This window comes from Streptomyces sp. NBC_01669 (genome assembly GCF_026339735.1).
Classification (GTDB): Bacteria; Actinomycetota; Actinomycetes; order Streptomycetales; family Streptomycetaceae; genus Streptomyces; species Streptomyces yanii.
In genome coordinates this window covers 7,984,674-8,011,060 of record NZ_JAPEQG010000001.1, presented here as the reverse complement: position 1 = coordinate 8,011,060, position 26,387 = coordinate 7,984,674, and the positions used below count along the sequence as shown (strand labels likewise).

The window sequence follows — 26,387 nt, the reverse complement described above, 5'->3', positions numbered from 1 at the left end:
CGCACGTGTGCCCTGAGTGAAAATTCCCGACCGCATGACCGCACCTCTGTCGAATGTTTCGGGGTTGCTTTCGAATGTTGCCGGAACCGTACGGTCGTGTTTCGGGCACGTCAAGAGGTTGCCGGAAGGATTTTCCGAACCCTGACCCCTTCCCCGATCGGAGCCACGGGAAGCTACGATTCCCGCATGAGCCCTGCGAAGGTCCAGTCCCCACAGGAGAAGGCGTCTGCCGACGAGCAGTCGGAGAGCACAGCCACGCTGGCGGAGATCGCCCGCGCGGCCGGAGTGTCGGCTCCGACAGTTTCGAAAGTGCTGAACGGCCGCGCCGACGTTGCACCCGGTACGCGCACCAGGGTGGAGGAGTTGCTGCTGCTCCACGGCTACCGCCGCAGGCGGGGTTCCACGGCACAGTCCCAGCTGATCGATCTGGTCTTCCATGAGCTCGACAGCAGCTGGGCCATGGAGGTCGTCCGAGGCGTCGAGAACGTGGCCCGGGAGGAGGGACTGAGCCTGGTGCTCTCCGAGAGCGCGGGACGGCTGACCCCGGGCCAGACCTGGGTGGACGGCGTGCTGGCGCGCCGTCCGGTCGGTGTGATCCTGGTGCTCTCGGATCTGACCGCAGCCCAGCGCGCCCAGCTGACCAGCCGAAACATTCCGTTCGCAGTGGTCGACCCCGCGGGCGACCCGGGTGACGACGTGCCGTCGGTCGGAACGACGAACTGGCAGGGCGGACTGGCCGCCACCCGCCACCTGACCGGTCTCGGACACCGACGGATCGGCGTCATCAGCGGCCCGTCCCGCATGATGTGCAGCCGCGCCCGCGTCGACGGCTACCGGGCCGCGATGGAGACAGCGGGTCTGCCCGTCGATCCCGATCTGATCCGGGAGGGCGAGTTCTCGCACGAGGACGGCTACACCGCGGCGCTGGAACTCCTGCGGCTGCCGGAGCCGCCCACCGCGGTGTTCGCCGGAAACGATCTGCAGGCACTCGGCGTCTACGAAGCCGCCCGCGAACTGGGCCTGCGCATCCCGGAGGACCTCAGCGTCGTCGGCTTCGACGATCTGCCGCTCACCCGGTGGATCGGGCCACCGCTCACCACGGTGCGGCAGCCGCTCATCGAGATGGCCGAGACGGCGGCCCGGCTGGTTCTCGATCTCGGCCGGGGCCGGCAGCCCGCGACCACCCGGGTCGACCTCGCCACCAACCTGGTGGTGCGCAGCAGCACGGCGGAACCGAGCCACTGATACCCGTCTCGACCTGCGGTTGTCACCGGTGTCCGTGATTGAGGTCGAGATGCCGCCCGATCTTGATCCCGGTGCGGACGATCGGCTCGGCGACGTGGGCATCGCCGTGGGCCGATCGCAGCCCACGGCCTCGTCGAGGGCTGTCCGGGGCCAGGCGACGCGATTCGCGGACAGCGAGCGAGGTCGCCGGGGTCCGGCAGTCGGTCCTCCGTGGCGGGACGCGGTATGGAGGAACCGGCGCAGGGTCTGCGCCCCGCCTCTTCATGTCCTGCCCCCTGCCCCTGCGGCCTGGCGTGCCTGGGCGCAGGCGCTTTCGATCCTTGTCGCGACGAAGGCGAAGGTGGAGCCGCCCTGCCCGCCCCAGGGGTGTCGGGGGGGTGGGTCAGCATGCGGACGTCGGCGCGGAAGGGCGGCGGGTCGGGCCGACCGAGTTCCCCTTCGTCGCACATGCGCCGCCCCATGATGAAGGCCGCGGCCTGACCGCGTACCGGCGCTACACGCACGACATTTTGTATGGACATAGCGGGTAAACAGGAGCTATGGGCGGCTTTGGCGCATATATTTCAAGGCTCCGACGATCGAAGCCCGGTCGCTCCCGTGCCCTGCTCGGCGTGCGCAGCGTCGCCGCGGAAGTGCTGCTGCTGGAACTGGTGCTCGTGGTGCTGCTCGTCGCCGCGGCGGCGCTCTCGCTCGTGGTGCAGGGTCGGCGGGCCGCCGTTCACGAAGCCGAGAGAGGTTCGTACGCCGTCGCCCAGGCGTTCGCTCACTCCCCCGGCATCGTCACGGCGCTGGACAGCCCCAATCCCACCGCTGTGCTGCAGCCGCTTGCGGAGACGATCCGGAAGACCACCCACGTCGATACCGTCGTCGTGGCCGACATACACGGTATCCGCATCACCCACCCCGATCCCGCGCTGATCGGCAAGCACCTCAAAGGCCCGTACAAGGAGGCCCTTCTCGGGCATGGCTTCACCCGTACCTTCACGGGGAGCCGGGGGCCGGCCGTAAACTCGGTGGTGCCCATACCGAGGGCCGACGGTTCGACCGCCGGCCTGGTGTCCGTGGGCATCAGGGTCAGCAACGTGAACAAACTGGCCGACCGCGAACTGCCGGCGCTGGTCGGCGCCGCGGTGGCCACATTTGCCCTCACCTCCGGCGGTGCGGCACTGATCAGCCGACGTCTGCGGCGGCAGACGCACGGCCTCGGCCCCGTCGAGATGACGCGGCTGTACGAGCATCACGACGCGGTGCTGCACTCCGTACGCGAAGGCGTCCTCATCATCGACGGCAATGGGCGACTGCTGCTGGCCAACGACGAGGCCCGGCGACTGCTGCGCCTGCCCGCGGACGCCGAAGGACTTCCGGTGACGGGCATCGGCCTGCCTCCTCCCCTCGCGGAACTGCTCGCCTCGGGCCGCTCCGCCTCCGACGAGGTGCGCGTGGTCGGCGACCGGCTGCTGGCGGTGAATCTGCGGCCCACCGACGAACACGGCGGGCCTGCCGGGACAGTCGCGACGCTGCGGGACACGACGGAACTGGCCGCACTCGCAGGCCGGGCCGCAGAGGTACGGGGGCGGCTGCTCCTGCTGCACACGGCTGGTGTGCGCATCGGTACGACACTGGATGTGACCCGGACCGCGGAGGAACTGGCCGAAGTGGTGGTCCCCCGTTTCGCCGACTTCGCCTCGGTCGACCTCGCCGAGCCCGTGCTGCGCGGTGAGGAACCGTCGGTGCCGCTCGGCACCGTGCTGAACATGCGGCGTACAGCCGCGGCGGGCGTGCGCGCAGACCACCTCCCCTTCTACCCGATCGGGCGGGTCGTCGGATTCGTTCCCACCAGCCCGGCGGCCCTGGGACTGATCCATGGACACACCATGCTGGTGCCGGACCTGTCCGCCGAACCGAGCTGGCAGGGGATCGACCCCGAACGGTCGGCGAGGATCCTCGCGTACGGTGTCCACTCCCTGCTCTCCGTTCCGCTGCACGCACGCGGTGCGGTCCTGGGCATGGCGAATTTCTGGCGCTCGGAGAATCCGGACCCCTTCGACGAGGACGATCTGACATTCGCCGAGGAACTGGTCGCCCGGGCGGCCGTCTGTGTCGACAACGCCCGCCGCTACACCCGCGAGCACGAGATGGCGGTGACGCTGCAGCGCAGCCTGCTGCCCCGCGGCCTGCCCGAGCAGAACGCGCTCGACATCGCCTACCGCTATCTGCCGGCTCAGGCGGGGGTGGGCGGCGACTGGTTCGACGTCATTCCGCTGCCCGGTGCCCGCGTCGCGCTGGTCGTCGGTGACGTCGTCGGGCACGGTCTGCACGCCGCCGCGACGATGGGCCGCCTGCGCACCGCGGTCCACAACTTCTCCGCACTGGACCTTCCGGCCAACGAGCTCCTCGCGCGCATCGACGAACTGGTCGCGCGGACCGACCGGACGGAGACCGCCGACGGCGGGCGCGCGGAGATCACGGGGGCCACCTGCCTGTACGCCGTCTACGACCCGGTGGCCGGCACCTGCTCCGCTGCCCGGGCGGGCCATCCCGGTCCCGTCCTGGTGCTGCCCGACGGCACGGTGCAATCCCCCGATGTCCCCGCAGGCCTGCCCCTGGGCATCGGCGGGCTGCCCTTCGAGTCGGTGGAGTTGCCCCTGCCGGAGGGGAGCCGTCTGGTGCTCTACACCGACGGTCTCGTCCAGTCGCGCCAGCGGGACTTCGACACCGGACTCGACACGATGCGCGGAGCGCTGGCCCGACAGCACCGGACCCCGGAAGAGACCTGCGACGACCTGATCTCCGCGCTCCTGCCCACCCCTCCGGGTGACGACGCCGTCCTCCTGGTGGCCGCTACGCACACCCTCGACCCCTCCCGTGTCGGCGAATGGGACGTCGAGCACGACCCAGCGGCCGTCGCCGGGGTCCGCAAGGACGTGTCCCAGTGGCTCATCGACCGGGGACTGGAGGAAGAGACCTTCGCGACCGAGCTGATCCTCAGCGAGCTGGTCACCAACGCCATCCGCTACGGCGACCCTCCCATCCGGGTCCGGATGCTGCACGACCGTGCCCTGATCTGCGAGGTGTCCGACTCCAGCAGCACCGCACCGCATCTGCGCTATGCGTCGACGACGGACGAGGGTGGCCGCGGCCTGTATCTCGTCGCCCAGTTCGCCGATCGCTGGGGCACCCGCTATACAGCCGAGGGCAAGATCATCTGGTCCGAACAGACACCGGGCGCGACTGGAGCGCCGACGTTCGAGTGGACCGACGAGGCCCTGGACATCTGAGCGCGCCACCAAGACCGCCGTCGCCACGCCGTGGGGCACGACCTCGGCGAGCATCGCCCGGGCCCTTGGCGACACCGCAGCCATCGACGCTCAGCCGCTGTAGACATCGAGACGGCCGCACATCCCGAACTTTCCGTACGCCGAAGGCTGTTGGGCATACACGCAGGCAGCCGCGAGATGGCCGCCGTCCCCCTGTGCCAGGGCGTCCAGCTGGTCGCCGGTTGCCCGGGATGCGGCGGCGGCGCCCTGTTCCCAGCGCCCCCGCCAGTCGTCCGTCCGATGTCTCACGAGGGTGGCGGCCGCCCGGTGGAAGGCGGCGAGCGGCTCGGTGTCGCCCGCCTCCGTGGCCCGGCGCAGCGCGAGAAAGCCCTGGACGGCGAGGTCGCGGCGGGCGCGGGCGGCGCCTTCCTGTTCCGGCTCGGAGCCGTGGACGGGCAGAGCAACGGCCGCGCGATAGGTGTCGGGGTCCGTCAGGAAGCGCGGCGGGAGGGTGAGCACGGCGTCGCCCGCCTCGGGCAGTCCGCTGTTCTGCATGAGAACGACGATGCGCAGGTCCTCGTCGTTGACGAGCCGGTGGATCGTGCCGGGGGTGAACCACACCAGCGAACCGGCGGCCAGGGGCGTCTGCCGGAAGCCGGACACGGTGAGCGTCTGCACCGAGCCCGTGCCCCCGACCACCACATACCCCTCGGAACAGGTGAGATGGAGGTGGGGCGTGCCGCCGCGCAGTCCGTCCTCGGTGGGCCAGTCGTAGACCCTGAGGTGGGAGACGGCTACGGCGCCGGGCAGTCCTTCGAAGGTCACCACGCGCGCTCCTCGGTCCGGTTCGTCGGCTGTTCGTCGGGGGCCCATCGAGGGCCCACCACATTGGGCAAGCGCTTTCTACGAGGGAAGTTACGGCCCGCCCCGGACGGCGGTCAAGGGTGCCCCGACGGTGTCGGCCACGACCCGGGTACAGAATCGCCGCCCGCCCCGCACTCGCCGTCCGACCTGCACAAATGCCTTCTCTGCGAGCCACTGTCAGTGGCCGGGTGCAGACTGACCCGTGTCCGCGACAAAGGCGTTTCGGGAGGTGTCGGCGATGTCCGACGTACTGCTCACTGTGGGAACCCGCAAAGGACTCTTCATCGGCCGCAGACGAGGTGGCACGTGGCAGTTCAGCGACCCGCATTTCAACGCACAGGCGATCTACTCCATCGCCATCGACACCCGCGGCCAGGTCCCCCGGCTACTGGTCGGCGGGGACAGCGCGCACTGGGGACCCTCGGTGTTCCACTCCGACGACCTGGGCGCGACGTGGGTCGAGCCGAAGCAACCGGCGGTGAAATTCCCCCAGTTCACCGGGGCGTCGCTGGAGCGGGTGTGGCAGCTGCACCCGGCCGGGGCAGAGGCGCCGGATGTCGTGTACGCGGGGACGGAGCCGGCCGCGCTCTTCCGCTCCGAGGACCGCGGGGAGTCGTTCGAGCTGGTGCGCCCGCTGTGGGAGCATCCGACGCGCTCGAAGTGGGTCCCGGGCGGGGGCGGCGAGGGGCTGCACACGATCCTGACCGACCCGAGGGACGCGCAGGCGGTGACCGTCGCGGTCTCCACGGCCGGGGTGTTCCGCACCAAGGACGGCGGAGCGAGCTGGGCCCCGTCGAACAAGGGGGTGTCGGCGGTCTTCCTGCCGGATCCGAACCCGGAGTTCGGCCAGTGCGTCCACAAGGTCACCCGGGATGCGGTCGATCCGGACCGGCTCTATCTCCAGAACCACTGGGGTGTGTTCCGCAGTGACGACTCCGGGGACAACTGGACGGATATCGGCGGGGGGCTGCCTTCCGACTTCGGCTTCGCCGCGGCCGCGCATCCGCACCGGGCGGAGACGGCGTACGTCTTCCCGATCAACGCCGATGCCGACCGCGTGCCGGCCGAGCACCGCTGCCGGGTGTTCCGTACGAGCGACGCGGGCAACAGCTGGGAGCCGCTGTCCGCCGGACTGCCCGAGGAAACGCATTACGGCACGGTGCTGCGCGACGCCCTCTGCACGGACGACGCCGATCCGGCGGGGGTCTATTTCGGCAATCGGAACGGCGAGGTGTACGCGAGCGGGGACGACGGCGACAGCTGGGAGCAACTCGCCTCGCACCTGCCGGACGTTCTCTGTGTACGGGCGGCGGTCGTGGGCGGTTGATCACCCCGGTCGTATGAGCAGTAGAGTGCGGCCCGTGGCAGCACGACCGTTGAAAGAAATCATCGAGCCGGGATGGGCGCAGGCCCTGGAACCCGTGGCCGAACGCATCGCCGCGATGGGCGACTTCCTGCGCGCGGAGATCGCCGCTGGGCGCACCTATCTGCCTGCAGGGCAGAATGTGCTCCGGGCGTTCCAGCAGCCGTTCGACGAGGTGCGGGTCCTGATCGTCGGTCAGGACCCGTACCCCACACCAGGACATGCGGTGGGACTGAGCTTCGCAGTCGCGCCGGAGGTCCGGCCGCTGCCGGGCAGCCTGGAGAACATCTATCGGGAGCTTCACACGGACCTGGGGCTGCCCCGGCCGTCCAACGGCGATCTGACTCCCTGGACCCGCCAGGGGGTGCTGCTGCTCAACAGGGCGCTGACCACGGCGCCCCGTCGGCCGGCGGCGCATCGCGGCAAGGGCTGGGAGGAAGTGACCGAGCAGGCGATCCGGGCGCTGGTGGCGCGCGGCACGCCGCTGGTGTCCGTCCTGTGGGGGCGCGACGCCCGCAATCTGCGGCCGCTGCTCGGTGAGCTCCCGGCGATCGAGTCCTCGCACCCCTCCCCCATGTCCGCGGACCGCGGATTCTTCGGCTCACGGCCGTTCAGCCGGGCCAATGAACTGCTGGAACGCCAGGGAGCCCGGCCGGTCGACTGGCAGCTTCCGTGACCGCCGCCGCGGGGTCGTACGTCCTCGGAGTGGACTCGGGCGGTTCCGGGCTCCGGGTGGCGCTCGGCGCGATCGGGGCCGAGAAGCCGGTGGCGACGGCCGTCTGCGCCGAGCCGGTGCGGACCGGCCCGGCCGGGATCGACGCCGGACACCTGCTGGAGCAACTCCTTCCCACAGTCGACGAGCTGCGGGCGCAGGCCGGGGAGCGGACGAGGACGGCCGCCGACTCGTCCGTCCTCGCCGTGGCGATCGGCGCCGCCGGCATGGCGACGCTCGGGGACCAGCTGCGCGCGGAGCTGCCCGCGGCGCTGGAGCGAGCGCTCGGGGTGCAGCTGCTGGCGCTGGCCGCCGACGCGGTGACGGCGTACGCGGGAGCGGTCGGGCAGCGGCCGGGAGCCGTCGTCGCGGGCGGCACCGGCATGATCGCGCTGGGGACGGATCTGACGAGCTGGCGCCGGGCCGACGGCTGGGGCCACCTCCTCGGCGACAGCGGCGGCGGTGCCTGGATCGGGCGGGCCGGGCTCGATGCGGCGATGCGCGCCCATGACGGTCGGCGCGGTGGTTCGGTCGCGCTGCTGGCCCGGCTGGAGGCGGTGTTCGGTCCGGCGCCGGAGCTGCCCGGTCTGCTCTATCCGCGTACCGACCGTCCGGCGCTGCTGGCCTCGTTCGCCCCCGAGGTCGCCGCGTGCGCCGGGGACGATCCGGTCGCCGCGGGCATTCTGCGGGACGCCGCCGGTCATATCGCGGAGGCGGCCGCCGCGGTGTGCCCGGAGCGCGGGGCGACCGACGAGCCGTGCGAAGTGGCCCTGACGGGTGGCTTGTTCCGGATGGGCGATCCACTCCTCGTCCCCCTGCGCGAAGAGCTCGCCCGGCAACTGCCGCAGGCGCGGACGGTCCCCGGTTCGGGTGATCCGCTGACCGGTTCGCTGCGCATCGCCGAGGCGCTGGCCACCGGCGATCTGCGGTTGCCGCTCCACCCGACGCTGCTGTGCGTGCCCGCGTACGGGCCCGGGCGGGGGCGACCATAAGGGGCGACAGAGCAGGGCAGTTGGCCGGTAAGCCATTGATCGGATAAAAGCGGACAGATAACGCCCGACTGGGCCCTCCCCGAACGGTGGGGCACCCAAAACCAGTAGCATGCGGCGCCATGAGCACCCCCACTGGGCCCGCTTCCGGCCTGCCTGTACGAATGCCGCGACCTCGCCAGTCCGGACGGCACCGCCGCCCGGAGCCCGTGGTCGCGCCCGAGGGCGCTGCCGCGCTCGTTCTCGCCGTTCCCGGTACCCCCTCTTCGGCCACGCGCAGTCTGGCCGAAGAGGTGATCAGCATTGCCCGTTCCGAGCTGCCCGGTCTGCATGCCCGGATCGGTTACCTCGACGGCGACGATGCCGAGTACCCCACGCTTGTCTCCGTACTCGCGGATTCCGCCGCCGAGCGCATCGCGCGCTTCGAGCAGGCGAAGGCCGCGGGCCGTGAGGTCGCCGAGCCCGAGGGCCCGGCCGCCGTTGTGGTGCCGTTGCTCGCGGGACCGGACAACGCCCTGCTCCGGCGGATACGCCAAGCCGTCATGGACAGCCGTGCCCCGGTCGAGCTGACCGATGTGCTCGGCCCGCACCCGCTGCTCGCCGAGGCGCTGCACGTGCGCCTCTCCGAGGCCGGTCTGGCCCGCGCCGACCGTGCCAGGCTGTTCACTGTGGCCACGGCCGCGGACGGGATCGTGCTGGCCACCGTGGGTGGCGAGGAGGCCGTGCAGGCCGCCGGGATCACCGGCATGCTGCTGGCCGCCCGCCTCGCGGTGCCGGTGATGGCCGCTGCCCTCGATGTCGAAGGTTCGGTCGCGTCCATCGCCGACCAGCTGAAGGCCTCCGGTTCGGTGCAGCTGGCCGTGGCGCCGTACCTGGTGGGTCCCGAGGTGCCCGAGGGGTTGCTGGACGCCGCTGTGCAGGAGGCGGGCTGCGCGACGGCGGAGCCGCTCGGCGCGTACCCCGCGATCGGCAAACTCGTCCTGTCGATGTACACGACGGCGCTCGGCATCGCCCCGGTGACGCCGCAGGGGGCCCAGGCCCACTGACCTGATCAGCACAGAGCAGCGGGGCCCGTACCGGACGTTCGACCGGTACGGGCCCCGCTCTGTGCTGTCTCCTGCGCCCTGGGGCCGGACGGTGGGTCGGGTCAGCCGAAGATCACGCAGGAGGCGGCAGGAGCCGTCAGCGAGCCCGCGTGGCGTGGGATGCCGGTGCTCGGGTCGACGGCGAACCAGCTGACGTTCCCGGACCGCTCATTGGCCGCGTACAGCCACTGCCCGGTGGGGTCGAGGGCGAGGTCGCGCGGCCAGTGGCCACCGCAGCTCACGGTCGTGACCAGGGACGCCTTCTCGCCCGTCTCGTCGAGGGTGAGGACGGCGATGCTGTCGTGTCCCCGGTTGGCGGCCCAGAGGAACCGGCCGTCGTGCGAGACGACGAGCTCGGACGGGTGGACGACCGCGTCCGCGTCGGTGGCCACGTCCTCGGGCACCACGGTCGTTTCGCCGACCGGTGCGAGGGTTCCGGTGGCCGCGTCCCACCGGCAGACGGTGACGGTCGGTTCGAGTTCGTTCAGGACGTAGGCGTGGGTGCCCGCGGGGTGGAAGGCCAGGTGGCGCGGTCCGGTGCCCGGTCGCAGCGCCGTCTCGCCGTGCAGCCGCACCGTGCCGGTGCTCGTCTCGAGGGCGCAGATCCGTACGGAGTCGGTTCCGAGGTCCACACTCAGCACCCAGGTGCCCGACGGGTCGGGGAGCACCTGGTGGGCGTGCGGGGCCTGCTGGCGGGCCGGGTGCGGACCGCTTCCCTCGTGCCGGAGCACGGACGTGGCGGCGTCCAGCGTTCCGTCGGCGCGCACGGGGAGGGCGGTGACGCTGCCGGAGCCGTAGTTGGCGGTGATCAGGTGTCCGCCGGTCAGTGCGAGGTGGGTGGGTCCGCTGCCGTCCACAGGCCGGATCCCGCCGAGCAGCTGCGGGTCGTCGCCGGTGATGTCGAGGGCGGCTGCCGCGCCGGACTCGGTCTCGCTGACCGTGTAGAGGGTGGTGGAGCCGGGGCCCAGGGCGAGATACGAGGGATCGGGGACGGCGTCCGTGGCGCCGAGGACGGTCAGCGCCCCGGTCTCCCGGTCCACGGCGGCGACGATGACTCCCCGACCGCCCGCCGACGTGAACGACCCTATGAATGCCCGTCCCGCACCGTTGCTGCTCACCGCTACTGCCCCTCTCCGCCGACTGACCATGACGGTTCGGGCCGCCGTGATCTTCCGGGGCGACGGTAGCAGTGCACCCTGCGCGGTCTAGACCAGGGCCGTGTCGCCGCCGCCTGCTGCCGCGGGTCGCAGGTCAGGCCGGGACGAGCGGAGCGCGGGGTGAGGTGCGCAGGGGCGCGGCGAGTTCCGCGAGGGCCCGCTCCAGGGCGTGCAGATGAGCGAGTGCGGCCTCGGCGCCGGGGTGGTGGTGCGGTGCGTGTGCGGGCGGAGCGTTCAGTTCCGTACGGGCAGGTCCCGGCTGCGCCAGGGCGAGCACCGCGGCCTCGACGCGGCGGCAGGCCGCTCCGAGCCGGGCATCGTGCGAGGCGTCGGGGTCGGCGGCGACCGCGGCGAGACCACGCACCTCGCGGGCGCACAGGTCGAGCAGAGCGAGGACCTGGCGGGCGCGCTCCTTACGGGCCCGCAGAGGGTTGAGCGGATGCACCAGGGGGGCGAGCGAGAGCCTGACCCGGCCGAGCAGCGCCTCCAGTTCGGTCACCTGCGGACCGGGGTCGGCGGTCGGGGAACCGGCCAGGCGGGCGGCGGCCCCCGCGGTGCAGGCGTGTACGCAGCGCAGTGCGCGCTGGATCCAGGCGTCGGTGGTCGCGTGGAGGGTGACGGGCAGTACGAGGAGGACGGCGAGCGCCGAGCCGAGGGCCCCGGCCCCGGTCTCCGTGAGGCGGAGCACGAGCAGCCCCGGGTTCAGGACGCCGAGCAGGCCGTACAGCAGTCCGGCCAACACGGTTACGAAGAAGACCATCCAGCTGTACGAGACGGCGGCGGTGTAGAAAATGCCGAAGACGCAGACGGCGACGAGGGCCGCGGTGGGAACCGTGTCGCCGTGCAGCGGCACGGCGACCAGCAGCCCTGCGGCGATCCCGGCCACTGTGCCCAGGACGCGGCGGAAGCCGCGGACCAGTGTCTCGCCGCGCGAGGCGGTGTTCACGAAGACCCACCAGACGGTGCCGACGGCCCAGTACCAGCGATCGGCGGACAGCAGCTGCCCGATGCCGAGCGCGAAGGCGCCGGCGGCGGTTGCCTGGATCGCCTGACGCGTGGTCGTCCGGGCCAGCCCGCGACTGCCCTGGAGTGCGGGTACGACGGGCGTGGGCAACCGTCGTTCGTAGCACCAGGCGCCGAAACGGACGGCCGCGGCGGTGATGATCGAGAGCGCGACGGCGGCGTACAGCTCGGGCAGCTGGCCCGGTACGGCGTGCAGGAACTGCGCCATGAAGAACGCCATGAACGCGAAAACCCCCAGGGCATGACCGCGGGGACCCCAGCGGCGCGCGTACACCCCCGCGCAGACGACGGCAAGGAATGCGGCGTCGCGCGCCAGGGGGTAGTCGTGCAGCGCCGTCGCGAGTGCCAGGACCGGGAATCCGACGACGGGTAGCAGCGAGGTGGTGAGCGCCTGGTCGCGGACCCGTGCGTCGGTGACCGTGAAGAGTGCGAGCAGAGCGGCGAGGCCGCCGGCGACGGCCGCGGGAAGCGAGTGACTGACCAGGCCCGAAAGGGTCACGGCCAGACCGATGCCGAGAACGGCCCGGGCCGAGCTGCGCAGCCGCAGCCGCCCCGGGTCCGGAGCCACCAACATCCGCTTCAGCACCGATTACCACTCCCTGTTCTGTCCGGACATGAAAAAGGCGCCGCGGGATCCGCAGCGCCATCGACCGGGTTCATGAGAGCACCTCGCCGCCATCTGGCTCAAGTCGAACCGACATAACTGCGCCATTGGCACAGCCCGATACGCTTTCGATGTGCCAGGTGAGCGCCAATGGACCACGTCCTGCTGAACCGTCGGGCCGAAGGAAGACCTCCCGGGCGGTTCACGCGCCGGCCTCGGCACGGGCGCGCTTCCAGGCGCCGTCCCGCAGCAGGCGCAGACCGTTGAGGCCGACGATCACGGTGGAGCCCTCATGGCCGAGGACACCGAGCGGAAGCGGCAGAGTGCCGGCCAGGTCCCATACGACCAGCGCGGTGATGAACACTGCGGCGATGACCAGGTTCTGCACGACGAGGCCGCGGGCGCGGCGGGACAGGGCGACGACGACGGGGACGGCGGCGAGTTCGTCGCGGACGATCACCGCGTCCGCGGTCTCCAGCGCGAGGTCGGAACCCGCCCGGCCCATCGCGATGCCGGTGTGGGCGGCGGCGAGCGCCGGGGCGTCGTTGACGCCGTCGCCGATCACCAGGACCTTGCGGCCCGCGCGCTCCCGGGCCCTGACGGCCTCGACCTTGTCCTGGGGCAGCAGGCCGGCGCGTACGTCGGTGATGCCGGCCTCGGCGGCCAGCCGGGTGGCGGCGCGCGGGTTGTCCCCGGTGAACAGCATCGGCGCAGTACCTGTGAGGGCACCGAGGGACATCACCGTGGTTGCTGCGTCCGGACGCAGCCGGTCGGCAATGCCCAGTACCCCGATCGGTCTGCCATCGGCCGTGACGACGACCGCGGTGCGGCCGCCGTCCTGAAGCTGCTCGGCGAGCGCGGCGGCGCGGACGGAGGCCGGGTCCACCGCCCCGTTCAGCAGGCGCGTCGGAGCGCCCACCGCGATCGCGTACCCGTCGACGGTGGCGGTCACCCCGATTCCCGGAGCGGAGCCGAAGTCCGCCGCCGCGGGCAGCGCGAGGCCGCGTTCGCGTGCGGCGTCCACGACGGCGCGCGCCAGGGGGTGCTCGCTGGGGTGCTCGGCGGCCGCCGCCAGCGTGAGGAGGGCGTTCTCGTCGAGGCCGGATCCGGCCAGGAGCCGGATGTCGGTGACACGCGGGGTGCCCTCGGTGAGGGTGCCGGTCTTGTCCAGGGCGACCGCATCGACCTGACCGAGGCGCTCCATGACGACGGCGGACTTGACCAGCACCCCGTGCCGCCCGGCGTTGGCGATGGCGGACAGCAGCGGCGGCATGGTGGCGAGGACGACCGCGCAGGGCGAGGCCACGATCATGAAGGTCATCGCGCGGAGCAGAGCCCCGGTCAGGTCCGCGCCGAAGGCGAGCGGCACGAGGAACACGGCGAGGGTCGCGGCGACCATGCCGAGCGAGTACCGCTGTTCGACCTTCTCGATGAACAACTGCGTGGGCGCCTTGGTCCGGGAGGCTTCCTCGACCATCGTCACCATGCGTGCGATGACCGAGTCGGAGGCGTCGCGCTCGACCCGGACGCGGAGGGCCCCGGTGCCGTTGATCGTCCCGGCGAACACCTCGTCGCCCGTCCCCTTGGCCACCGGGAGGGGTTGTGAGCTGCTGTCGGTTTGCTGAGTCGAAGTGAGTGGTGGTGAGCAGGAGTGAGTCCTGGCGGTGCATTCGCGGGGGTGGGAACGGGGGTTCCGGGGCCGAATGGGTGACCTTGGTGGCTGCTGCTCGTTGGGTCTGGTGGCAGGTGTCCGGCCGGGGAGGGGGTGATGTGGTGGGTGGTCTGCGGAAGTTGGCCGTGTCCTTCGTGGTGCCCGGGCCTTGCGGGGTGGCGGTCCGGGATCGTCTCAAGCACCTGACCGTCGAGGACGAGAGGGTGCTGCGTGCTGTCGGTGCGCATCAAGGCGCGCTGGCTTCCGGTGATCTCAAGGCCCGCTGTGCGGATGGTCTGGAGCACGGTGCGGAGACCTGGGCGGCGCGTAAGCGGGAGCTGACCGGGGTGTCGTCGTCGCGGATCGCGGGTGCAATCACCAAGGCCACGCACGGTCAGTGGGCGCTCGCACGCCGTTGCCAGGCGGCGCACATCCAGAAGCTGGCGGCCGGGATCAGGACGTTGCGGCACCGCCTGTCGCTCCCGCTCGGGGAGCCCGGAACGAAGCGGGCCGCGGGCGGCTACCGTTCCAAGGGCGAGTGGTTCCGCAAGTCCCGCCGCCTCGCGGCACTGGAAGACCGGCACACGGCGGCTGTTGCCGACTGGCAGGCCGGACGGGTCCGGGTGGTGCGGGGCGGCAAACGTCTCCTCAACACCCGCCACCACCTCACCCAGGCCCAGCTCACCGAAGACCAGTGGCGGGAGCGCTGGGAGGCGGAACGCTGGTTCATCGCTGCCGACGGTGAGTCGGGGAAGCGGTTCGGGAACGAGACGATCCGCGTCACCCCGGACGGCGAAGTGTCCATCAGGCTGCCTGCCCCGCTCGCGCACCTGGCCAACGCCCGGCACGGCCGGTACACCCTCAGTGCCCGTATCGCGTTCGCGCACCGGGGCGCGGAGTGGGCCGACCGCATCGAAGCGAACCGGGCCGTCGCCTACCGCATACACCTCGATACGGAGCGAGGCCGCTGGTACCTCACCGCATCCTGGCAACGCCCCGTCGTGAAGACCATCCCGTTGGAGACTGCCCGCGCCCGGGGCATGGTCGGCGTCGACACCAACGCCGACCACTTCGCCGCCTACCTTCTCGACCGGCACGGCAACCCGGTCGGTGACCCGCGGCGTTTCCCCTATGACCTGTCCGGGTCGGCCGGTCACCGCGACGCCCAGATCCGCCACGCCCTGACCCAGTTGATCAACTGGGCCAAGTCTGTCGGTGTCGCCGCGATCGGCATCGAAGACCTCGACTTCACCACCGAGAAGACCCGGGAAAAACACGGCCGCCGCAAAAGGTTCCGGCAGCTCATCTCCGGCATCCCGACCGGGAAACTCAAGGCCCGGCTCGTGTCCATGGCCGCCGAACACGGCCTGAGCATCGTCGCGGTCGACCCCGCCTACACCAGCCTGTGGGGTGGTCAGCACTGGCAGAAACCGCTGGCCACCCCCCACCGAAAGATGTCCCGTCACGATGCCGCGGGCATCGCGATCGGTCGACGCGCCCTCGGACATCCGATCCGGGATGGGGTATCCCCTGCTCGAACGCAGTTGAGAGCTTGGGGAAGGACGGCACCGCCCCCACACGACCGGAGTGATCGTGCGGGGCATCGGACCGTCCAGGCCGGACCAGGTCACCGGGGGCGTGAGGGAACCCGCCCACCCACAACGGACTGGCCCCCTGGAGGGCCAGCGCCGAGTGGGAAGCGAAAGCGGGGGACCAGTGCATCCAACACCGTTCGGGATGCGCCCAGTACGCAACAGTGGGTCCAGGACTCACTCATGTGCACTGGTTAGGAACGGTTCACCGGTGATGGTGGCCTGATCGACGTCGCTCGCCGGGGCGCACGTGAATGACGTCGCCGACGGCCAGTTGTGCGGTGGCCACCGTCTCCTCGCCGCCGTCGGTGTTCAGACGGGTGGCGGTCGCGGGGGCGAGGTCGAGCAGACCGCGTACGGAGTCGGCGGTGCGGGCGGTGGCGACGGCTTCCAGGGCGCCGGAGGTGGCGAAGATGACGATCAGCAGGGCTCCGTCCAGCACCTGCCCGATGGCGGCCGCGCCGAGGGCGGCGACGACCATCAGCAGATCGACGTCCAGGGTCTTGTCCTTGAGTGCCTTCAGCCCCTCCCATCCCGGCTCCCACCCGCCGGTGAGGTACGTGAGGGCATACAGCGGTCCCCAGCTCCAGGCCGGGGCGCCGGCCAGCTGCAGCGGCAGTGCGATCAGGAACAGCACGAGGGCGGCCGCCGCCCAACGGGCCTCGGGGAGGGCAAGGATCCGGGTGCGACGCCCGGGGACGGGCGCGCTGCGGGAGGCACTGGCGGACGGGGCCCGGCCGGTAAGGGTGGAAGTCATGGGATCGGGGTTCCTTCACGCACGGGGAGGCAGAGCGGGTCCGGTCCGGCCACCATACAGGAATCCATGAACATACATTCATGTGTGCATCTCCGTAGGATGAGGCCCATGGGCCACGGATCCGACGGCACGCAAGCCGCCACGTCACGCGAACGCCTCGAAACAGTGGGCACCGCCGATGTCGCCGCCACCCTCCAGGCGCTGGCCACCCCGTCCCGGCTGCGGATCCTCGTCCAGCTCCAGGAGGGCCCCTGCGCCGCGACGGAACTCGCCGACGCGGTCGGCATGGAACAGTCCGCCTGCTCCCACCAGCTCCGGCTGCTGCGCAACCTCGGCCTGGTCACCGGTGAACGCCGGGGCCGCTCGGTGATCTACGCGCTCTACGACAACCACGTGGCCGAACTCCTGGAACAGGCCCTCTACCACGTCGAGCACCTGCGCCTGGGGCTGCGCGACACCCCACGGGTGACCGCGGCGCGCTGAACCGACGGCAAGGTCAGCCGCGCGCCGGGGGTGTGCGGTGAGCGGCCAGGAGAAGCGGCAGGAGGGCGGTCGCTGCGGCGAGTACCGCGAAGCCCCAGGTCAAGCCGGCGGCACTGGCGACGGCGGCGACCAGCAACGGGCCTCCGGCGTCGCCGAGTTCACGTCCGAGTTCAGCCGTTCCCATGGTCTGGCCGAGCCGTTCGTGCGGGGTGGTACCCGCGAGGGCGGCGAAGCCGAGCGGAGTGATCAGCCCGGTTCCGGCCCCGATCAGCACGGCCGCCGACAGGACACCGGGCAGGCCGGGCAGCATGGCGGCGGCCAGTCCGCACGCGGTGACCAGCAGTCCGGCCACCAGACCCCCGCCGGCGCCGAGGCGCCCGTCGTCCAGGGCCCGCCCGGCCCACGGCTGCACGAGCGCGGCGCACAGGGCGAGGACGGAGACGGCCGCGCCGGTCACCACCGGCGACAGACCGGCAGCCACCCCGGACACCGGCAGGAACCCGACCCCGACGGACAGTGCGGCGGTGGCGGCGGCCAGGGCCGCCACCGGACGCAGAAAGGCACCGTCGGCCAGTCGCCGGACAAGTCCCAGGACGGTCTGACGTGCCTTGGGCAGAGGCGGGACGGCAGGTACCGCGAACGCGGCCCACAGGGCGACCGCGGCGGCCAGGGCCGCCAGCACCGCGAACAACAGCGTCAGGCCGCCGGCCCAGACCAGCACGCCGCCGAGCAGGGGGCCTGCGGTGTAGCCGATGCTCTTGAAGAATCCGTACGAGCCGAATGCGCGGCCGTGCCGGGCCTGCGGATTGAGGCGGGCCACCAGCGCGGAGGCGGCGGGCGAGAACGCGGAGGCGGCCGCGCCCTGTCCCAGCCGGGCGGCCCACAGCAGGCCGGGATCGCGGACCACCACGAACACCGCGGAGGCGGCGGCGAACGCGACGAGCCCGCCGAGCAGCACCGGCCGGGCGCCGATCCGGTCGGCGAGCGTCCCGAACACCGGCTTGAGCACCACCTCGGCCCCGTCGTACAGCGCGAGCAGCAGCCCGAGGTACAGCACCGAACGCGTCAGGCCGGCATCGCCCTGGCCGAGGTTGGCCGCGATGCCGTGCGCGCCGAAGGCGGTGGTGAACCCGGCTGCGTACAGCGGCCACATCCGCCGCCGCGATGCCGCGGGCAGAGGCCTCGATTCCTGGGCAGGCCCGGGGGTCACGGCTGCGCGCCTTCGCCGTCCGTACCGAAGGCGTGCAGGTGGGCGAAGACGCTCTCGCTGTAGTCCTCGAACCGCCGGGCGCACTCGGCCAGTTGCCGGTCACCCGCGTCGGATCCCGGTGCCCCGAACACGTCCCGGGCCTTCAGGTCACGGTGCCAGCGGCGCAGCCGCTCCAGGCTCTGCTCCTCCTCCTCGAGCTCGGCCAGGGTGAACTTGGCATGACGGATCTCCTTGTCCAGCTCCGTCTCGTACTTTCCGCAGTCGGCCAGGAACTCCGCCCAGTCCTCCTCGCGTGCGGCGGTGAACATGGCCTGGAACCGGACGGCGTCGGCCGGTTCGCGCCCGGCGGCGCGCAGCGCCACGGCCTCGCCGCCGGCGCGTTCGGTCAGCTGCACGGCCCGCTGAACGCCGTCGGCGAAGACCGGCACCTCCGGTACCGCCCACACGCCCTGCCCGAGAGACAGCGCGCCGACCTTGCGCAGCTCCCGCCATACCGCGACCCGGTGCCGGGACGGCTGCGTCGGCAGCCGCACGATCAGCACCACCCACGACAGCGGGGATGTCGACGATTCCTCACCCATCGAGCAAAAGTAACACTGGTTACATCGTCATGAGGAGCGGGCGTCACATGGTCCGCCTCAGCCGGGCGCACCCTGCGCCGCGGGCAGGCGACGACGGTGGGCCGGACCCTCCACGGCGACCGATGCGGCCCGGTTGGCGCGCACGGTGTACAGCACCCAGGTCCACCACAGCGGCACGAAGAGCGCCGCCGCGGCGACCGCCGATGTGATGCCGGGGTGGCCGCCGATCCGGTGGGTGATCTGTCCGACGGCGGCGACGAAGACGAGGTCGCTGAACAGTTCGAACCAGGTGGCTCTGCGGCCACCGTCCGCCTGCGGAACCCCTGGGAGCGGCGGGGCGGACGGGGCGGGTAAGACAGAAGAGGCATCAGGGGCGGGTATCGCCGCGCCCTCGTCATGTGGCATGGCCCCGGAGCCTAGTGCCCCTCCCGGCAAGCTTTGCCCCGCCGGAACGCGGGCGGCGATTTCCTGGTCGCCCCTCACCTGGACAGTCGGTCCGGGCCGGAACCCCCCGCACGCCGCGCAAGGCAAAAATCCGTACAACGTGACCGGTTACACGCTGCGCATCCCGTTGCGGTCCGAGCGCGGTTCGCCGCACCCGACCCCCTCACCGCCGACTCCCGCATCAAAGGTGCTGACGAATACATGCCTTCGTTTCGAAGGTCATCAAGTGAACAAAGACGCCGAACCATCAAGTTGTCAATAAGAGGTCGATCCTCACCCAATCTACGGATACCGCCAGCCTTGCGCCTGGCGACAACGAATTCCGTAGGTAATAGGTGGTTGACGTGACGATTCCCACAGGTTTCCATAACGCGCCGGGAGCAGACGAAACCAACAGCGCAGCAAGCCACGGAGGCGATAGCGCTCCCGCCGTCACCCGTCACACCCAGTCGATCGGAACCGCTCCATGACCGACATGCTCAGCCAGCCCGTCACCTCCGGCACCGCACCGGCGGAGGCCGATCCCCACAGCCAGGACGGCCCGCGCACCCTCAAGCGTTCCATCGGCGTCGTCGGGGGGACCCTGCTGACCCTCTCCTGCGTGACGCCCGCATCCACGCTCTTCGTGGTCGTGCCCGACCTGTTCGGAGATCTCGGCTCCGCCACCGCGCTGACCATCGCCATCGGTTCGCTGCTCTGTATCGCCGTGGCGTTCTGCTACTCGGAGCTGGGCACCATGATCCCCAGCGCGGGCGGCGAGTACGCCATGGTCACCACCCTGACCGGTCGGCTGGCCGGGTGGCTGGTGTTCGTCCTGTCTCTGCTGGTCGTAATGATCGTCCCGCCCGTGATCGCCATGGGCACGGCGGACTACCTCGCTCCGCTGGTCCACATCCCGGCCGAGGCCGCCGGGGCCGGGGTCATGGTGCTCGCCACCCTGGCCGGTCTGCTGGACCTGCGTGCCAACGCCTGGATCACCGGCGTCTTCCTGGTTCTCGAAGTCATCGCGGCGGCCGTCGTCGCCGTGCTCGGCTTCGCCCACACCGAGCGCGGCGCGGGCAGCCTGATCCATGGTGTGGTCGCGAGCGACAGCGGGGCGTCCCGCCCGGTCACCGCGATGCTGGTTGTCTCGGGTCTGGCCATCGCACTCTTCATCACCCAGGGCTTCTCCACCGCCGTCTACCTCTCCGAGGAGATGGAGAACCCGCGGCGCAACGTCGCCCGCACGGTCCTCGCCACCCTGGCCATCTCGACGGCCGTCATCCTCGTCCCGGTGGTCGCGATCACGATGGGCGCACCCGACCTCGCGGCGCTCACCTCCGGTGACATCAGTGGCATGGTCACCGCCTGGAGCAACTCGGCCGTCGGTACGTTCGTGAGCCTCTGCGTCGCACTCGCGATCATCAACGCGGGCATCGTCATGGTCATCCAGAACTCCCGGGTGCTGTTCGCCTCCGCCCGGGACAAGGCGTGGCCCGAGCCGGTCAACAACGCCCTCGCCCGCCTCGGCCGCTTCGGTTCGCCGTGGGTCGCCACCCTGGTGGTCGGAGTTCCCGGCGCGGCGCTGTGCTTCGTCAACCTCGACACCCTGTACGGCGTGACCGGCGTCTCGGTCACCGGCATGTACCTGCTGGTCGCCGTGGCCGCGCTCGCCGCCCGTCGCACCAGCCACAAGGACCTGCCCGCCTGGCGGATGCCGCTCTGGCCGGCGATGCCGGTGGCACTGATCGCCGTACTCGTCTACATCCTCAGCCAGCAGGAGGCCACGTACCTGCTGTGGACCGGCGGCATCATGGCGGCGGCCACCCTCTACTGGGCCTTCTACCTCCGCCCCCGTCGCACCACCCGCTGGTTGGTCACCCTCCCCGAGGATGCCCGTCCCTGACCCCATGTGGACGGGCCCCTACCCGTCCACTGGGCCATTGGTACAGTCGGAGTCCCTATCAGCAGACCAGGAAGAGGCCGACGGACCATGGCGGTGGACGCACTCGACACCCGCATCCTGCGGTTGCTCATCGAGCAGCCCCGGACCAGCGTGCGGGAGTACGCGCGGATCCTCTCCATCGCCCGGGGCACCGTGCAGGCCCGTATCGACCGGCTGGAGCGGAACGGCGTGATCACCGGTACGGGCCCGGTCCTCTCCCCCGCCGCGCTCGGCCACCCGGTGCTCGCCTTCGTCCATCTGGAGGTCACCCAGGGGCATCTGGACGAGGTGGGCGAGGCCCTCGCCGCCGTGCCGGAGATCATCGAGGCGTTCTCGACCACCGGCGGCGGGGATCTGCTGACGCGGGTCGTGGCCCGCGACAACGGGCACCTGGAGGATGTGATCCAGCAGCTGATCCAGCTGCCCGGCGTGGTGCGGACCCGCACCGAAGTGGCCCTGCGCGAGCGGGTTCCGCACCGGCTGCTGCCCTTGGTCCAATCCATCGGCCTGGCCACGGCCGGACCGTCGAACTGACCACCGCCTTGGCATGCTGGGTGCCATGAGCACTCGGCCCGGCCCTGCCCCCTCGGTCATCTTCGATCTCGACGGCACACTCGTGGACAGCGAGCCGAACTACTACGAGGCGGGGCGCCGGCTCCTCGCCCGTCACGGCGTGCCGGACTTCACCTGGGAGCACCACACCCGGTACATCGGGATCAGTACCCGCGAGACGCTGACGGCGCTGCGGACCGAGTACGGGATCGCGACGCCCGTCGACGAACTCCTCGCCGGCCAGGACGCTCTCTATCTGGAGCTGGCCCGATCCTCGACGGAGGTGTTCCCCGAGATGCGGAAGTTCGTGGAACGGCTGCATCAGGAGGGGATCTCGACGGCCGTGGCATCGGGTTCGTCCCGGGCCGCGATCGAGGCGGTGCTCGCGGGCACCGGACTCGGCGCGTACGTCACGACGTATGTCTCCGCCGACGAGGTGGCGCACGGGAAGCCGGCGCCGGACGTGTTCCTGGAGGCCGCGCGGCGGCTGGGCGCGGCGCCCGGCGACTGCGTGGCGCTGGAGGACGCGGCGCCGGGCGTGGCGGCAGCGCATGCGGCGGGCATGCGCTGCATCGCGGTCCCCTATGTGGCGTCGACGGCCGACGATCCGGCGTTCACCACGGCGGGGCTGCTCTTCCGCGGCGGTCAGGGCGAGTTCACGGCGCAGACCGCGTACGACTGGCTGGCCGGAGCGCAGCCTTCCTGATCTTGCCGGTGGCGGTCATCGGGAAGCTCTCGACGAGCTCGATGCCCGGCACCTTGTACGCCGCCATCACCCCGGCCGCCCACTCGCGCAGAACATCGGCGGTGAGCGCGCCGCCGGGGAGGGTGGGCACGTAGGCGTACGGTCTCGGCGCGATGGCCATGATGGGCGGATCCAAGCGCGCCCCGTGGCCACGGCGGCGTGGCCGAGCGGGGAGCTGGGCGGCATGGGTCTGGAGGGTGCCGTACGGCTCGGATACCGGAAGGAACTGTCCGCGATCGAGGACCCGGCGGAGCGGGAGCGGGCCCTTCGAGGCGCGGGTCGCCGAGCTGTACGAGCACGGCAAGGCGGTCGACGCGGCGGCGGCGCTGAGCCCGAAGGGACACCGCCGACGGCCGCATCCCCTCGCACCGATCGGGACGCACCGCCGGCAGCCCTCCTGCCGGCTGGTTCGCCTCACCATCCACCTTCCGTAAACCTGCACACCTCATGCCCAGAGCGGTCACCGTCACCCACCTGCACACCTTGGTCCGGACCAACCACAGGGGAGCTTTAAACACGAGTGTCCCAGTTGAGCAAAAGGGCTTTTAAACAAAGGGAATTCAGACAGTGAAGCTTGTGAAGAAGCCGCCTTCGATTCATGAACACATCTGCACCCAGGGCTATTTCGGTACCAACAAAACCCCTGATCAGCACCCGGTTCGATTAGCAGCGCACCGCGTCAACGTGCTTTGATCCTGCCCAATGCGGCAGCCACACCAAGGGGTTACCGCTATGAAATATCAAGCTGAAAGGCAGCCTCTCTCATGAACCACACCCCCCAGGTCGAGACCCTCGAGATTTCCGACAACGACCTCGACAACGTCTCCGGCGGTCTCGTCGGCGGCCTGCTCGGCAACGTCACGGGCACCGTTGACGCCGTCGCCCCGGTCTCCGGCGTCGCGGGCTCGGTCACCGGTCTCGTCACCTCGACCACCGGCGTGAACACCGGTGCCGTCACCGGCCTGGCCACCGGTCTCGTCGCCGGTCTCTGAGACGGCGTGTGAGCCCCGGAACCATGCGGTTCCGGGGCTCACTGCACAGACCTGACAGTGAGGGAAGAGTTCCGTGCAGTTCCGCCAACAGGCCCTTTCCAAGCTGCAGTCGCCGGAGGAACTCGACCTGCCGGTACGCTTCGCCCGCCCGCAGGGCCGCCTCGCCCTGGGCGTCACCGTCCTCGTCATGGCCGCCGCCTGCTTCTGGGCCATGACCGGATCCGTCTCCTCGATACTCCGGGCACCCGGCATCTTCACCCACGCCCAGGGCAGTTACATCCTGCAGAGCCCGGTCGCGGGCCAAGTCACCGCCGTACTCGCCAAGGAAGGCGGGAGCGTGCCCGCCGACGCACCGCTGCTCAAAGTCCGTACGGAGCAGGGCGACCGCGTCGTTCGCACGATCGCTGCGGGACGGGTGACCGCTCTGACCGCCACGATCGGCTCGGTGGTCACCACCGGCGCGGACGTGGCGAGCGTGGAACGGACCCGTGGCGCCGGCGATCCCCTCATGGTGATGCTCTATGTGCCGGGCGACAGCGGGCCGACCGTTCCCGTGGGAGCCTCGGTGGATCTCACCGCCCAGTCGGTGCCGGCCCAGAAATACGGAGTGCTGCGCGGTCACGTGGCCGCGGTCGGCAGGACGTCCCAGACGAGCCGACAGATCAGCGGCTTCCTCGGCGACGGCCAGCTGGGCGAGCAGTTCACGCAGCACGGCAGGCCGGTAGCGGTCCTGGTGCGGCTCGACCGGTCGTCCGCCACGGAGTCCGGCTACCGGTGGTCGTCGGCCCAGGGACCCCCGTACGCGATCGACTCCATGACCCTGGCCACCGGCGCCATCCACCTGGCCGACCAGCGTCCGATCGATTGGCTGCTCCCGTGACCGCACCGCACGCTTCTCCCTCCGCACCGCACGTTCCACCTCCCGGCCGGGGTCGGCACCGCCCGGACAACCCCCCGGGCAGCAGGCGCCGTTCGGGTCCGCAGCCGACGCCGAAGAGCAAGAAGGCCAGGACCGTACGCAGCCCCACCGTTCTCCAGATGGAGGCGCTGGAATGCGGTGCCGCCTCGCTGGCCATGGTGCTCGGGCACTACGGCCGCCATGTGCCGCTGGAGGAGCTGCGCATCGCCTGCGGCGTCTCGCGCGACGGTTCCCGGGCCAGCAATGTGCTGAAGGCGGCGCGCAGTTACGGGCTGCAGGCCAAGGGCATGCAGATGGAACCGACGGCCCTCGCCGACGTGCAGGCACCGGCCATCCTCTTCTGGGAATTCAATCACTACGTCGTGTACGACGGCATGGGCCGCCGTTTCGGGCGGCGAGGTGTGCACATCAACGACCCGGACAAGGGCCGCCGTTTCGTTTCGGCCGAGGATTTCGACACCAGCTTCACCGGCGTCGTCCTGGTCTTCGAGCCCGGGGACGGTTTCCGCCGCGGAGGCCGGAAGCCCGGGATCATGGGCGCCCTGCCGGCGCGGCTGCGCGGCACCTCGGGCACGATGCTGGCCGCGCTGATCGCCAGCCTGCTCCTCGTGGCCGTCGGCGCGACGCTGCCTGCGCTGAGCCGCGCGTACATCGACATGTTCCTGATCGGTGATCAGACCTCTTTGCTGGGCGTTCTGTTCGCGGCGATGGCCACCATGGTGGCCCTCACCGTCGTACTGACCTGGCTGCAGCAGGCGAACCTGCTGCGCGGTCGCATCATCTCCTCCACACTCAGCAGTGCCCGGTTCTTCCGGCATCTGCTCAGGCTGCCGGTCACCTTCTTCGCCCAGCGCAGCCCCGCCGATCTCGTCCAGCGGCTGCAGTCCAACGACGTCGTGGCCGAGACCCTGGCCCGCGACCTCACGGCCGTCGGCGTGGACGGGGTCGTCGTACTGCTCTATGCGGTCCTGCTGTGGACGTACGACCCGCAGTTGACGGTCATCGGTGTGGGGCTGGCGCTGCTCAACGTGGTGGCGATGCGCGTCGTCGTGCGTCTGCGGGCCACCCGTGCCCAGAAGTTGCGGGCCGACAGCGCCAGACTGACCAACACCTCGTACACCGGGCTGCAGCTCATCGAGACGATGAAGGCCACCGGCGGCGAGAACGGATACTTCCGCCGCTGGGCGGGGCAGCACGCGACCACACTGGAGGAGCAGCAGCGCCTCGGTGTGCCGAGCGCCTGGCTGGCTGTCGTCGCCCCCATGCTCGCGACGCTGAACAGCGCCCTGATTCTGTGGATCGGTGGACTGCGGGCCGTCGACGGCCACATTTCGATCGGTCTGCTGGTCGCGTTCCAGGCGCTCGTGACCCGGTTCACCGCTCCGGTCGCGCGGCTCAATGCGGTGGCGGGCCGGGTGCAGGACTTCGCCGCCGATGTGGCCCGCCTCAAGGACGTCGAGAACTTCCCGGTGGACTCGCTGTACTCGCGCCGCGAACCGGCTGCGAGCACGCGCCGGCTCACGGGCCATGTGACGCTGGAGGAGATCACCTTCGGCTACAGCCCGCTCGACAAACCGCTGCTCACCGCATTCTCGCTGTCCGTCGGGCCGGGACAGCAGGTGGCGCTGGTCGGCGGGTCCGGCAGCGGCAAGTCGACGGTTTCCCGGCTGATTTCGGGGCTCTACAGCCCGTGGGAGGGCACGATCCGGGTGGACGGACAACGTCTGGAGGACATTCCCCGCAGTGCGCTGGCCGCCTCGGTCTCCTTCGTCGACCAGGACATCTTCCTCTTCGAGGGCACTGTGCGGGACAACGTGGCGCTGTGGGACCCGTCGGTCCCGGACGACGCCGTCGTCGCCGCCCTGGAGGACGCCGCCCTGTACGAGGTCGTCGCCCGGCGCCCCGGCGGGATCCACAGCCGGGTGGAGCAGGACGGCCGCAACTTCTCCGGAGGGCAACGGCAGCGTCTGGAGATCGCCCGGGCACTCGTGCGCCGGCCGAGCATCCTCGTACTCGACGAGGTGACCAGCGCCCTGGACGCGGAGACCGAGCAGATCATCATCGACAATCTGCGGCGCCGCGGCTGCGCCTGTGTCGTGATCGCGCACCGGTTGAGCACGGTCCGTGACAGCGACGAGATCGTGGTCCTCGACCACGGCTCCGTCGTGGAACGCGGCCGGCACGAGGACCTGGTCGCTGCCGGAGGTCCGTACGCCGAGCTGGTCAAGGAGCACTGAG

At 70.9% G+C, this 26,387-nt stretch carries 21 protein-coding genes and 2 pseudogenes; 14 read left to right on the top strand and 9 right to left on the bottom strand.

What is annotated here, in order from left to right; genetic code table 11:
- Nucleotides 1–186 precede the first annotated feature (186 nt).
- Both OG972_RS35960 and OG972_RS35955 read left to right on the top strand, forming a co-directional pair.
- The gene (locus tag OG972_RS35960) at nt 187–1,245 is read left to right on the top strand and encodes a LacI family DNA-binding transcriptional regulator (RefSeq protein ID WP_266988697.1); all 1,059 of its coding nucleotides are present in this window, start codon (nt 187–189) and stop codon (nt 1,243–1,245) included.
- Nucleotides 1,246–1,784: 539 nt separating this feature from the next.
- Nucleotides 1,785–4,523, top strand: a complete 2,739-nt coding sequence (locus tag OG972_RS35955; RefSeq protein ID WP_323135916.1) for a SpoIIE family protein phosphatase — start codon at nt 1,785–1,787, stop codon at nt 4,521–4,523.
- Between the two features lie 90 nt (nt 4,524–4,613).
- On the opposite strand, the gene OG972_RS35950 is transcribed toward OG972_RS35955, so the two are convergent.
- Complete coding sequence (locus OG972_RS35950) at nt 4,614–5,330, bottom strand: cupin (RefSeq protein ID WP_266988696.1); 717 nt, start codon at nt 5,328–5,330, stop codon at nt 4,614–4,616.
- Nucleotides 5,331–5,604: 274 nt separating this feature from the next.
- On the opposite strand from OG972_RS35950, the gene OG972_RS35945 reads away from it, so the two are divergent.
- The 4 genes from OG972_RS35945 (at nt 5,605) to OG972_RS35930 (ending at nt 9,476) form a co-directional block, all read left to right on the top strand.
- The gene (locus OG972_RS35945) at nt 5,605–6,693 is read left to right on the top strand and encodes an exo-alpha-sialidase (protein ID WP_266988695.1); all 1,089 of its coding nucleotides are present in this window, start codon (nt 5,605–5,607) and stop codon (nt 6,691–6,693) included.
- 34 nt (nt 6,694–6,727) lie between these two features.
- Nucleotides 6,728–7,405 (top strand): uracil-DNA glycosylase, encoded by a 678-nt coding sequence (locus tag OG972_RS35940; protein WP_266988694.1) that lies wholly within the window; start codon nt 6,728–6,730, stop codon nt 7,403–7,405.
- Nucleotides 7,402–8,433 (top strand): N-acetylglucosamine kinase, encoded by a 1,032-nt coding sequence (locus OG972_RS35935; RefSeq protein ID WP_266988693.1) that lies wholly within the window; start codon nt 7,402–7,404, stop codon nt 8,431–8,433. The genes OG972_RS35940 and OG972_RS35935 overlap by 4 nt, the downstream gene beginning before the upstream one ends.
- Before the next feature lie 119 nt (nt 8,434–8,552).
- Nucleotides 8,553–9,476 carry a sirohydrochlorin chelatase gene (locus OG972_RS35930; protein ID WP_266988692.1) on the top strand — a complete coding sequence of 308 codons (924 nt, stop codon included), beginning with the start codon at nt 8,553–8,555 and terminating at the stop codon, nt 9,474–9,476.
- A gap of 101 nt (nt 9,477–9,577) precedes the next feature.
- Here the strand turns inward: OG972_RS35930 and OG972_RS35925 are convergent, their stop codons facing one another.
- The 3 genes and pseudogenes from OG972_RS35925 to OG972_RS35915 form a co-directional block, all read right to left on the bottom strand.
- The gene (locus OG972_RS35925; protein ID WP_266988691.1) at nt 9,578–10,663 is read right to left on the bottom strand and encodes a lactonase family protein; all 1,086 of its coding nucleotides are present in this window, start codon (nt 10,661–10,663) and stop codon (nt 9,578–9,580) included.
- Between the two features lie 103 nt (nt 10,664–10,766).
- Nucleotides 10,767–12,281: an FUSC family protein gene (locus OG972_RS35920; RefSeq protein WP_266988690.1), complete on the bottom strand. Its 1,515-nt coding sequence runs from the start codon at nt 12,279–12,281 to the stop codon at nt 10,767–10,769.
- A gap of 220 nt (nt 12,282–12,501) precedes the next feature.
- A pseudogene (locus tag OG972_RS35915) lies at nt 12,502–13,902 on the bottom strand (heavy metal translocating P-type ATPase); the annotation flags it as partial.
- A gap of 170 nt (nt 13,903–14,072) precedes the next feature.
- Between OG972_RS35915 and OG972_RS35910 the strand changes: the two are divergent.
- Nucleotides 14,073–15,740, top strand: a complete 1,668-nt coding sequence (locus OG972_RS35910) for a transposase (RefSeq protein WP_266988689.1) — start codon at nt 14,073–14,075, stop codon at nt 15,738–15,740.
- Between the two features lie 37 nt (nt 15,741–15,777).
- Here the strand turns inward: OG972_RS35910 and OG972_RS35905 are convergent.
- Nucleotides 15,778–16,299 (bottom strand): annotated as a pseudogene (locus OG972_RS35905) (heavy metal translocating P-type ATPase); the annotation flags it as partial.
- Nucleotides 16,300–16,407: 108 nt separating this feature from the next.
- On the opposite strand from OG972_RS35905, the gene OG972_RS35900 reads away from it, so the two are divergent.
- Nucleotides 16,408–16,782, top strand: coding sequence for a helix-turn-helix transcriptional regulator (locus OG972_RS35900; protein ID WP_266988688.1), 375 nt, complete (start codon nt 16,408–16,410; stop codon nt 16,780–16,782).
- A gap of 13 nt (nt 16,783–16,795) precedes the next feature.
- On the opposite strand, the gene OG972_RS35895 is transcribed toward OG972_RS35900, so the two are convergent.
- Genes OG972_RS35895 through OG972_RS35885 form a run of 3 tightly spaced genes read right to left on the bottom strand, consistent with a single transcriptional unit; the run spans nt 16,796 to nt 18,978 of the window.
- A complete protein-coding gene (locus OG972_RS35895) occupies nt 16,796–17,935 on the bottom strand; it encodes an MFS transporter (RefSeq protein ID WP_266990922.1) in 1,140 nt (379 codons plus the stop codon).
- Between the two features lie 53 nt (nt 17,936–17,988).
- Nucleotides 17,989–18,573, bottom strand: a complete 585-nt coding sequence (locus OG972_RS35890; RefSeq protein ID WP_266988687.1) for a Chromate resistance protein ChrB — start codon at nt 18,571–18,573, stop codon at nt 17,989–17,991.
- Between the two features lie 57 nt (nt 18,574–18,630).
- Nucleotides 18,631–18,978 carry a low temperature requirement protein A gene (locus OG972_RS35885; protein ID WP_266988686.1) on the bottom strand — a complete coding sequence of 116 codons (348 nt, stop codon included), beginning with the start codon at nt 18,976–18,978 and terminating at the stop codon, nt 18,631–18,633.
- 505 nt (nt 18,979–19,483) lie between these two features.
- Between OG972_RS35885 and OG972_RS35880 the strand changes: the two genes are divergently transcribed.
- From OG972_RS35880 to OG972_RS35870, 3 genes are all read left to right on the top strand, one after another.
- Nucleotides 19,484–20,902 carry an APC family permease gene (locus tag OG972_RS35880; RefSeq protein WP_266988685.1) on the top strand — a complete coding sequence of 473 codons (1,419 nt, stop codon included), beginning with the start codon at nt 19,484–19,486 and terminating at the stop codon, nt 20,900–20,902.
- A gap of 87 nt (nt 20,903–20,989) precedes the next feature.
- Entirely contained in the window at nt 20,990–21,475 is a 486-nt protein-coding gene (locus OG972_RS35875) for an Lrp/AsnC family transcriptional regulator (RefSeq protein WP_266988684.1), read from the top strand.
- Between the two features lie 25 nt (nt 21,476–21,500).
- The gene (locus OG972_RS35870; RefSeq protein ID WP_266988683.1) at nt 21,501–22,199 is read left to right on the top strand and encodes an HAD family phosphatase; all 699 of its coding nucleotides are present in this window, start codon (nt 21,501–21,503) and stop codon (nt 22,197–22,199) included.
- On the opposite strand, the gene OG972_RS35865 is transcribed toward OG972_RS35870, so the two are convergent.
- The gene (locus tag OG972_RS35865; protein ID WP_266988682.1) at nt 22,150–22,359 is read right to left on the bottom strand and encodes a hypothetical protein; all 210 of its coding nucleotides are present in this window, start codon (nt 22,357–22,359) and stop codon (nt 22,150–22,152) included. The two genes, OG972_RS35870 and OG972_RS35865, sit on opposite strands and share 50 nt — an antisense overlap.
- A gap of 643 nt (nt 22,360–23,002) precedes the next feature.
- Between OG972_RS35865 and OG972_RS35860 the strand changes: the two genes are divergently transcribed.
- The 3 genes from OG972_RS35860 (at nt 23,003) to OG972_RS35850 (ending at nt 26,386) form a co-directional block, all read left to right on the top strand.
- Entirely contained in the window at nt 23,003–23,230 is a 228-nt protein-coding gene (locus OG972_RS35860) for a type A2 lantipeptide (protein ID WP_266988681.1), read from the top strand.
- A gap of 73 nt (nt 23,231–23,303) precedes the next feature.
- On the top strand, nt 23,304–24,110 hold the full coding sequence (locus tag OG972_RS35855) for an HlyD family efflux transporter periplasmic adaptor subunit (protein ID WP_266988680.1): 807 nt from the start codon (nt 23,304–23,306) through the stop codon (nt 24,108–24,110).
- A complete protein-coding gene (locus tag OG972_RS35850; RefSeq protein WP_266988679.1) occupies nt 24,107–26,386 on the top strand; it encodes an NHLP family bacteriocin export ABC transporter peptidase/permease/ATPase subunit in 2,280 nt (759 codons plus the stop codon). Before OG972_RS35855 ends, OG972_RS35850 begins: the two co-directional genes overlap by 4 nt.
- Nucleotide 26,387: the final 1 nt, after the last annotated feature.

Bases quoted from the DNA above. Each gene is read 5' to 3' on its own strand.
- OG972_RS35900 (WP_266988688.1), top strand. From the start codon at position 16,408: ATGGGCCACGGATCCGACGGCACGCAAGCCGCCACGTCACGCGAACGC.
- OG972_RS35885 (WP_266988686.1), bottom strand. From the start codon at position 18,978: ATGCCACATGACGAGGGCGCGGCGATACCCGCCCCTGATGCCTCTTCT.
- OG972_RS35930 (WP_266988692.1), top strand. From the start codon at position 8,553: ATGAGCACCCCCACTGGGCCCGCTTCCGGCCTGCCTGTACGAATGCCG.
- OG972_RS35945 (WP_266988695.1), top strand. From the start codon at position 5,605: ATGTCCGACGTACTGCTCACTGTGGGAACCCGCAAAGGACTCTTCATC.
- OG972_RS35890 (WP_266988687.1), bottom strand. From the start codon at position 18,573: ATGGGTGAGGAATCGTCGACATCCCCGCTGTCGTGGGTGGTGCTGATC.
- OG972_RS35895 (WP_266990922.1), bottom strand. From the start codon at position 17,935: ATGTGGCCGCTGTACGCAGCCGGGTTCACCACCGCCTTCGGCGCGCAC.
- OG972_RS35865 (WP_266988682.1), bottom strand. From the start codon at position 22,359: ATGGCCATCGCGCCGAGACCGTACGCCTACGTGCCCACCCTCCCCGGC.
- OG972_RS35960 (WP_266988697.1), top strand. From the start codon at position 187: ATGAGCCCTGCGAAGGTCCAGTCCCCACAGGAGAAGGCGTCTGCCGAC.
- OG972_RS35925 (WP_266988691.1), bottom strand. From the start codon at position 10,663: ATGGTCAGTCGGCGGAGAGGGGCAGTAGCGGTGAGCAGCAACGGTGCG.
- OG972_RS35955 (WP_323135916.1), top strand. From the start codon at position 1,785: ATGGGCGGCTTTGGCGCATATATTTCAAGGCTCCGACGATCGAAGCCC.
- OG972_RS35875 (WP_266988684.1), top strand. From the start codon at position 20,990: ATGGCGGTGGACGCACTCGACACCCGCATCCTGCGGTTGCTCATCGAG.
- OG972_RS35880 (WP_266988685.1), top strand. From the start codon at position 19,484: ATGACCGACATGCTCAGCCAGCCCGTCACCTCCGGCACCGCACCGGCG.
- OG972_RS35860 (WP_266988681.1), top strand. From the start codon at position 23,003: ATGAACCACACCCCCCAGGTCGAGACCCTCGAGATTTCCGACAACGAC.
- OG972_RS35870 (WP_266988683.1), top strand. From the start codon at position 21,501: ATGAGCACTCGGCCCGGCCCTGCCCCCTCGGTCATCTTCGATCTCGAC.